The organism is Hymenobacter algoricola (assembly GCF_039539525.1).
Lineage (GTDB): Bacteria > Bacteroidota > Bacteroidia > Cytophagales > Hymenobacteraceae > Hymenobacter > Hymenobacter algoricola.
Map to the genome: position 1 here is coordinate 1 of NZ_BAABDH010000055.1, position 1028 is coordinate 1028.

At 67.6% G+C, this 1028-nt stretch carries 2 protein-coding genes; both read right to left on the bottom strand.

Going from position 1 to position 1028, the window contains the following annotated elements; genetic code table 11:
• Window positions 1-10: 10 nt before the first annotated feature.
• Window positions 11-577: an IS630 family transposase gene (locus ABD842_RS13740; RefSeq protein WP_345114923.1), complete on the bottom strand. Its 567-nt coding sequence runs from the start codon at window positions 575-577 to the stop codon at window positions 11-13.
• A 25-nt stretch (window positions 578-602) separates the two neighbouring features.
• Window positions 603-971 (bottom strand): hypothetical protein, encoded by a 369-nt coding sequence (locus ABD842_RS13745; protein ID WP_345114926.1) that lies wholly within the window; start codon window positions 969-971, stop codon window positions 603-605.
• Window positions 972-1028: the final 57 nt, after the last annotated feature.

A 1028-nucleotide genomic window follows, 5' to 3' on the forward strand; every position in this document is an offset into this window, starting at 1 on the left:
TAGAGCAGATTCATGACCGCTGTACATGATAGCCACAGTGGTTGAACCAAGCTTTGGCATCGGTGCTGGTAATCCATTGCACGGCCGCGTGAATGGCTTCCAGCAAGGCTTGCAGCGTGCGCGCCTGGGCTTGGCGCAGCCCGGTCTTGAGCTTGCTCCAGGCCTGCTCGACGGGCGAGAAGTCCGGGGAGTAGGGCGGCAGAAACAGGACCTCTACGCCGCGGGCACCTAGCCACTGGGCCAGTCCGCCGAGGTGGTGCACCGGCAGGTTATCGAGTACCAGCACGTCGCCGCGCCGCAGTTGCGGGCCCAGGATCCGTCCCACGTACAAGGCGAAGCTGCGCTGGTTGAGCGCTCCGTCCAGCACCTGCACGGCTTTCAAGCCGCCTACGCCCAGCGCCCCGATCAGGGTGCAGTTGCGCCCGCGCCGCAGTGGGGCAGCCCCCGTGACGCGCTGCCCGCCCGGGGCCCGCCCGCAGCGCCGACAATAGTCCAGGCGCAGGCCCGTCTCGTCGAGAAAGTAAAACCGGTGCACGTCCGTGCGCGTGACTACCTGCTCGACGTGCTGGCAGCGCAACGCGCGGACGCGCTCCGTGTCCCGTTCAGTGGCGTGCAGACTTTTTTTTGCGCCGCCACCCGTGCTCGTTCAGCACGCGCCAGACTACGCCCAGGCACACGCGCCGGCCCGTGTGGGCCAGCAGCGCATCGCGCAACTCCGCCAGCGTGGCGTCCGGCTGCGCGGCGAGCTGGGCCACCACCCAGCGTTGCGCCGCCGCGTCCAGGCTGCGCGGCGGCCCGCCCCGCCCCGGCGGCTTGGCCGCCACCGAATTGGTCTGGCGCTGGCGGCGCAGGAGCTTGGCCACGAATGAGCAGCTAACCCCAAACTGGGCCGCTACCGCGTACTGCCGTCGCCCCGGCTGCTGGCAAGCAGCGGCGATTTTCTCACGTAAGTCCAAGGAATAGGCGCGCATGTACTAGCTTACGAACCCGCCCCGGAAAGGTGTACGCCAGTTATGAAACTGCTATAA